Origin of the sequence: Leptospira alexanderi serovar Manhao 3 str. L 60 (assembly GCF_000243815.2) — a bacterium.
Lineage (GTDB): Bacteria > Spirochaetota > Leptospiria > Leptospirales > Leptospiraceae > Leptospira > Leptospira alexanderi.
This window is the reverse complement of sequence record NZ_AHMT02000017.1, coordinates 17,501-25,000: the sequence shown is the minus strand read 5'-3', so window position 1 is coordinate 25,000 and position 7,500 is coordinate 17,501. Positions and strand designations below refer to the sequence as shown.

Annotated in this window: 4 protein-coding genes and 1 pseudogene (2 of these 5 only partly in view); 1 reads left to right on the top strand and 4 read right to left on the bottom strand. The window is 39.5% G+C overall.

Annotated elements, in window-relative coordinates:
- From LEP1GSC062_RS05730 to LEP1GSC062_RS21155, 4 genes and pseudogenes are all read right to left on the bottom strand, one after another.
- A protein-coding gene (locus LEP1GSC062_RS05730) for an LA_2272 family surface repeat-containing protein (protein ID WP_162142161.1) crosses the window boundary here: on the bottom strand, nt 1–1,820 show its 5' portion. Its footprint begins 541 nt before the window's first position; 1,820 of the gene's 2,361 nt are visible here — the first part of the coding sequence; the start codon lies at nt 1,818–1,820; its stop codon lies off the left edge, out of view.
- 201 nt (nt 1,821–2,021) lie between these two features.
- The gene (locus LEP1GSC062_RS05725; RefSeq protein WP_010577565.1) at nt 2,022–3,092 is read right to left on the bottom strand and encodes an alpha/beta fold hydrolase; all 1,071 of its coding nucleotides are present in this window, start codon (nt 3,090–3,092) and stop codon (nt 2,022–2,024) included.
- A gap of 13 nt (nt 3,093–3,105) precedes the next feature.
- Entirely contained in the window at nt 3,106–5,433 is a 2,328-nt protein-coding gene (locus LEP1GSC062_RS05720; protein ID WP_020983716.1) for a hypothetical protein, read from the bottom strand.
- Nucleotides 5,434–5,519: 86 nt separating this feature from the next.
- A pseudogene (locus LEP1GSC062_RS21155) lies at nt 5,520–6,772 on the bottom strand (valine--pyruvate transaminase).
- Nucleotides 6,773–6,981: 209 nt separating this feature from the next.
- Here LEP1GSC062_RS21155 and LEP1GSC062_RS05705 point away from each other — a divergent pair.
- Nucleotides 6,982–7,500, top strand: the 5' portion of a protein-coding gene (locus LEP1GSC062_RS05705; protein WP_039941346.1) for an adenylate/guanylate cyclase domain-containing protein. 1,377 nt of this gene lie beyond the right edge of the window; the window shows 519 of its 1,896 coding nt (coding positions 1–519); it begins with the start codon at nt 6,982–6,984; its stop codon lies off the right edge, out of view.

The following is a 7,500-nucleotide window of genomic DNA, read 5'->3' as shown; positions in this document are numbered from 1 at the left end:
AGAAACGCCTTTCCTGCAGCGTAATTCCCCAAGGCTGTGAGTTGGAAGGGGGCAAATTTAGAACCGTTGAAAAGAAGCGAGATCTGTCCGGGTATCGCGTCGCCTGTTGCATAATTGAGAAGACCACCTAACTGACCGTATACGTCTCCATGTGCAATATTGAAACCGCCTGAGATTTGGGGTCCATGGACGCCTTTCTTCGAATAATTTCCGATTCCGGCTAACTGACCGGGGCTAGAGTCCGCGAAATTAAGTCCGAGTCCGAATTGAGGCAGTAAAAAATTCTTACCGGAATTCAAAAGGAACCCGATTTGCATCCCATTTACGTCTTCTCCGGTTATTGCAATAGCGGCCATTGAAAACCCATAAAAGAATTTTCGATTGTATTGTCCTACCCCGATCTGTAGACCATAGAAATCTTCCATTACGTCATTGTACAAACCGATCTGAAGTCCTGCCGCGCCATTTTCGATTTTGTTAAATGCTCCGACCGATATACCCTTCGTTTCGGAAGTGTGATTAAAAAATCCAAAATCTAATCCATAAATCCGATCGTTTCTTCCATAAAGAAAATTCAGACGAAGTCCGTAGATGCTCGTTTCTTGTGAAAAAATCTGTAAGGGTGAAAAAATACTCAATTGAAACGGGGACCAGGAACTATTCACGATTCCACTGAAATTCTTACTAGGATTTTTTTCATAATTCGAATTGTAAAATAGCATGATCGGGAAAATTCCATTTTTGGCAACGTTTAACAACCCTATTTGAAAACCGGTCAAATCGCGACTTTCGTTGAAAAGGCCGATCATGAACCCTTCGGTTTTAGCGGAACGATTTAAGATTCCTATCTGGCTCCTAACCTCGTCACTTTGATTAAATCCGCCAATCTGCACATTCGCGTTCTCCGCCCAATTGATCAATCCGAACTGAAAACTCGTCCTGATCGCATAATTCGAAAGAACGGCTATTTGACTTCCCGCCAGACATTCCGGTTTATTACAATTTCTGTAATTTAAAATAGTAGAAAATTGTAATTTACTTTGATTTCCGAAGTTGGACAACGCGGAGATTTGAAATGTGCTTTTCTCTTTTGCTTGATTAGCCAAAAGAGCAAGTTGAAAAAAGGAAGACGAGCTAGAGGAATTTCCGATCAACGCGATCTGTATTGAAGGCTCTTTTGAAAAATTCCATATTCCTGCAACCTGAAGGAAGGATCGTTGCGACGCACTATTTACTCCCAAAGCCATCTGGAGATAGATTGGTTTATGATATCCTGCGCTGTTATAAATTCCCGCTATTTGAAACAAACCTTCATCTACATAATTTATCCCTACTGCAATCTGTAAATATCCCTTTCTGGAGCCGTTGAGGATTCCGGCGAACTGATATGGACTTTCTTTGGAAAAATTGAGACCGGCGCTAATTTGACCTAAATAAGATTCATCGGAGGAGTTAGCTAAAGCTCCGAACATCGGTAAGTACGTTTGACCCGTAATGTTGATCCCGCCAATTTGAAATCCATAGGGTTTCTTAGAATAGTTTACAACTCCAACCTGAAACCCTTGTAATTCTTTACTCACTACGTTCACAACTCCAGCCTGGATTCCGACATGACTATCCCCTGTAAAATTTCCAAACCCTGCCGCCACACCTCCTGAATTCTTTTCGGTAACATTAAAAAGTCCTAAATCAATACCGGACATTCTACGATTAACTCCATAAAACAAATTAAACCTAATTCCGAACACTTCGGTATTTTTATCAGCCAATTGCATAGGACTCAAAATAGAAATTTGAAGCGGTGTAACGCGTTCCGCCATTAATTGGATCGGAAAAAGGAGGATAAAAAATATTATATAATACATCGGGATTAATTTTCATCTATAGTCGATTTTAATCAAAGGACAAGCAAGAATAATTTTGAGAATATACTATAGCTGTTGAAAAATTCAATTGTGAGGATCAAGAAAACTGATTCTGTCGTCCGATTTTTTCGAATAGATCTTCGAGCTTACATCGGATTATCGATCTATAAATTTTTTCCATCGATTGAAAACTTCCACAGGTTCTTCCCACTGAAGCCAATGACCCGAATTCGGATAAATTTCAAATTCACAACGGGCTTTGACAAACTTGCAGGACAGTGCGGCCATCTCACTCATCATATAATTATCTTTAGCACCCCAAAGAACAAGAGTATCCACTTGCACTGGACCGGCTGTTTTAAAATGTTTCAGGATAGAATCCCCATGCAATGCAAGTTCTCGATAATATTCCAAAGGTCCGAACATTTCTTCGGGTGTATTAAAAGCCGCTTGATAAACGGGAATGTCCGAATCACGCAGAGCAGTATCTTTCTGCAACTCGTTCAAATAAAAGATTCTTGCACGCAATTCTTGACTAAGCCCGGCTAGAAGGCGGGCAGAACGAGGTGCAATCAATTGATATACGAAATAGCGATATTCTCTTTGCTTCGAATCAAGAGCAATCTGTTCTTCAAATGCGCTTGGATGAGGTATATCCAGAACGGTCGCGGTTCTGAATCGCTGTGGTTTTTCCGTAATTGCAAACCATGTGATAGAAGCGCCCCAATCATGTCCGATAACGTGTACAGAATTATCAGGATTACGGTTTTCTTCTTTATTTGTCTCTTCTATGAAAGCGAACAAATCTTCGCTCAGAGATCGTAGATCATAACCGTCCTCAGGTTTATCCGTTCCGGCATAACCCCGTAAATCGGGGACCAAAACCCTATATTGTTTCGAAAGTAAAGGAATCACATAACGCCATCCGTAAGATGTATCCGGAAAACCGTGTAACAAAACTACAACGGGCGAAGTTAAAGATCCCGCACTCAGATAATGCACTCGAAAAGTCGAAGAACCGTTTCGTTTTGGCAATTCGATTACCGAATTTTTCCAAGGGCCCGGAATATGAAATAAATCCACACCTTCCGGATCTGGCGAAAGGGGTAACAAAATACGCAAAACAATTTCAAAAATTCCTATAAAGATCAAAATGGATAGAAAAATCAAAAGAAATATTTTTTTCAGCTTTGAGCCGCTTTTACTATTTGTATGTTTCATATTCATTGCTTATGAAACGTTATTTTTTCTTTCGGCTCGGAAGATATTTATAGTATTCCACTTCAATCGTATTAATTAGAAATGTATAATATTTAAGGAGCTTTTTATCGTATTGTTTCTTTTGAGCTTCATTTCGTAAAAATTCGGCGATCTGATCCCGGATCAAAGGAGCTTTTAAATCATTGTGGCTAAGAATGATAGAACCGGGCATCCCTTGTGGAACTATATCATCCGGAACCAGGATTGTAGCCGAATTCTGCAAAAGAGCATATTCGATCGTGGAGGCAACCTTGTCGTCGTCCTTTTCTCCTTTGAGATGAGCTACGTTATTTCTAATGTTATCTAAATTCTCGAAGATTTTTTTACGTAAAGAACGGGAATCGTGAATCTTATCCGTGATCTTCGTAAAACGATTTGGAAAAACAAAACGTTCCGCACCCTTTGCTATCAAATTTACTTTCTTTTCCTTAGGAGTTTCTCCCTTAGACTGAAAGTGCTCGTCTTCGGAATCATCTCCGGAAGGATAATCATCCGAAGAAGGCATGAATTCTCCTTTAAAACCGGATCCGATTGAGACAGCGGAATTTCCGTTGGAAAGAATATCCGATTTTTCTTTATTTCTAAAATGGAATGCGAGCATCAGTCCTAAAAATAAACTGACCGGAATTCCCACGAATAGAATTCCAGTGGTTCTAAAATGTACGGATGCGATCAAAAATAAGATCATACTTGCAACAAAACCTAACATTCCCATCGGAAGGTTGAATTTTTTTGCGAATTCTTGGGAACGTTGTCTTTCCACTTCCAACTGTTCCATCGTCTGGATTCCCTGTTGGAGTTTTACAATACTTTCGGCTTTGAGTTTTGCATTTAATCCCGGATGTTTTGGATTATTTAGACTCGCGTTGATCTCCTTTGCAATTTCCAATTCTTTTTGATAAGCAATATTTTTCGTCGCCATACTACTCAATTTATGAAGAACCGCGGCCATATATCCCGGATCTACCGCGTATATCTCTGAAGTCTGATCTGGTTTTTCGATCACCTTCATTCCATATTGATCAGAAATCTCTTTTTTTAATTCATCAATCAATGCCGGATAACGTATTACGTCCGACAAACCCGACGACTTCAATTTTTGCTCCGGAGAAAAACTATATAAAGTTTGTTCCTGAAGAGTATGTTCTCCTATTTTATGAAGAATTTTCGACTTCAAAGACTTAAATACGCTCTCTTCTTTTCTTTGAACAAGTTTTTCTTTTTCCTCCATCAGCTTGGATATGATTTGAACGGAAAGTCTACAGGTTTCGGATACCTTCTTACCCAATTCATCCGTCTCCCGTTCGAACGGATAATCGTTTATAAGCGAGATCAACGCTTTTACTTTTTCGCGGTTTTGTTTTTTTCCAGGCTCTACCATTTGAATATGCGTCTGTTCGAACTCCGCAATCCGTGTTCCGAACAGTCCGTAACCAGCTCTTCCGCTAAGTTCCTTCAAATAAGGAATTGCAAATTTTTCAAGAGCATCCGCCTGACAACGATAATGCGCGATGATTTCGGGTTGATTCACGTAAGAACCGTCCGGATTCAACTGAAGATCATCCAAAATGATATGATAATCCGGAAGAATTTTCATCACATACTTTTTCTTGGTCGCATACGTAAGAAAATCTCTTAGGAAGTCCGTCATAGGAATATAACTGTAAGGTTGAAATCCTCTTTTTAAAAGGGTGGAAAATTCGGCCTCAAGCGAAGCCAACTTCGGAAAAAGCCAATTTTTTCCTGCCTTATTTTTATGAAGCAAAAACGCACCCGGGCTATCTTCATCTGGAAGTTTTGGCTTTTTAGTTCGATTTTGAAGTATAAGATCAATCATCTCTTCCGAAAATTCAAAACAAGCGGCTCGATACGGACTTACATCCGTTTTCGCTTCTTTCTGAGGGCTTGCAATTGCGATTCGAGCCTGAATCTTAGCTCCGTTACGAACCAAAAACGGATAGATAAATGCGGACTTATTCTTACCTCTTTTTTCATAATCGACCAACTGCCTTAAGGCAAGATCGACGCTCGGCGGGGACTTTGCTTGTTCACTCAGGTTTCTATATTTATTCAGAAGTTCCGCAAGTTTATCTAACGTAAGTAAGTAAGACGGATGAATACTTTTAGAACCGTGTTTCTCTGTCTTCTTATGCCAATCCCTAAGTTCGTCTAAAATACAACGTGCGGTTGCGGATAAGCCGACCGCTCCCTCGTTCAAAAAAATATAATCAGGCGCAAGAGACTGTATTTCGGTAGGTTTACTCTCCGCCAATTCCTCAAAGCTTATGTTTTGTTCGCTGCTTTCCATGTTTCTTATCAAATCGACAATACAGTTCTTTTTAATTGAATCTTTTTATTGTCCAGTATTCCTCTTAAATGGTTAAACAAAACCATTTATTTCGAGAATTTTTCCAATACCTTCCCGATTCTCAGAATTCCTTCTTCGATCTCTTTATTTTCCCGAACAAAGCTCAATCGAAAACATTCCTGTCTATGAGACCAGTTCGGATCGGCTCCCGGAAAAAAAGTTCCACCGGGAACGATAATTACGCCCGCTTTCTTCAAAATTGGATAAAGATCGTTAACAGGCAAAGATAAATTTTTTACCCAAATCCAAAGAAAAAAAGCACCCTCGCTTTGATGAATCCGATAGTCGACCTTGGAACTCCAATTTTTTAGAATTACCTCCTGAGCAAAAACCGATTTCTTATGATAAAAAGGTAATATTACTTTTTCACATAAATCTTTCCAACGGCCCGAACGAAAAAGATCCAACGCAATAAACTGCCCCGGACTGGCACTCGTCAAATTGACAACCGAATTGGCCTTACGTAACATGGCGATCGTTTTCGAATCACCCAGTACAAAACCGGTACGGACTCCCGGAAGACCCAACTTAGAAAGACTAAATCCCTGGATCATTCCCGGCCTGTGAATAAAGGAACTTTTTCCAAAAACCACGTTGGGAAATGGAAATCCGTAAGCATTGTCTACTAACAAAGGAATCTCCGCATCGTTTGCTCTTTCAATCAAAAACCCAAGCTCCCGATCCGTGATCACGTTACCGGTCGGATTCGTAGGTCGTGAAACGCAGATACAACCGGCATCCTGTTGCCAATTTTGAACCGAATTGAACTTTTCCAAAGATATAAAATATTTATAATATTTATCCCCGATTTCTTGAATCTCAGGTGTAAAGGACAAGAATGAATCGGACTCCAAAGTTTGATCCGTGTAACCGATATATTCGGGAAGAATGGGAAAAAAAATTTTTTTCTCTGGCCGTTTCCGAAATTCCCTGAGAAAAAGTTTAATAAGAAATAAAACGCGTTCTGACTCCCATTCGTGATTGCGATTTGGTCTTCGGTGATCTTTGTTCCGGATTCTTCCGATAAAATCGAAGCGATCGTTTCTCGAAGTTCCGGAATTCCGGAAGGTGATTCGTAACTTCCTATAATTCTCTGTATACTTCCGGACTCGATTTGTTTAGATATAATCTCCTTCCATACCTCGGTCACTTCTGGGATGAAAGCCGGATTTCCTCCACCCAACAAACAAGAACCAGGATGAAAGCACCCCAAATCGTCCATCAATTGTCCAATCCCAGTTTGTTCTGAGAATTTCCGACCAAAAATAGAATATTGCATATCGTACCAAATTTCTTTCGAACCTTAATCCAGGAACTATAATCTAAACGAAAAGAGAAATTTTGTAGATTCTTTTCTCAAGAATCGGATCATCTTTACATATTTTTTAATTGAGAAGGAATTTCCGAATGTGTTGTTTCTTCTTATTGAAAAATATCTACAAAGGGATTTTCGAATTAACAGAGATTCGCTCGAATGGAAAACGAAAATTGAATATAGAAGTAAACAAAATCAAATCCTCAAAAATATCGGATCTTACCGATTATTTAAATAAATATCCTTGGTCGCCAGAATGGACTCAATTTGCAAAACCGATTGATTCCCTTTGGGAATTCGAACTCGACGTAAAAGTTGAAGCTCTTTGGCCTTGGCTCATAGACACTTCTTCGTTTAACAAAAGGATCGGAATTCCGGAAATGAAGTTTGTCGAAAAAGAGGGAAAACTTTTCGGCAGTTCCAAAAATGCAGGAATTCTAATGGAGTGGGAAGAAATTCCTTGGGAATGGGAATATTGCAAGGGGCTGAACAACGCAAGAATTTATAAGAAAGGTTTGGCTCGTTATGTTAGAACCAGATACATACTGGAAAAACTTTCGGAAAATAAAACGAAACTCATCGTATATTTCGGATGGATTCCCAAAGGCCTTCTCGGCAAACTCATTCTACCCTTTGAAATGAAACGGTTATATCAAAGTTACCGAAAAGGTCTTGCCGGAGTTTTAGAAGAC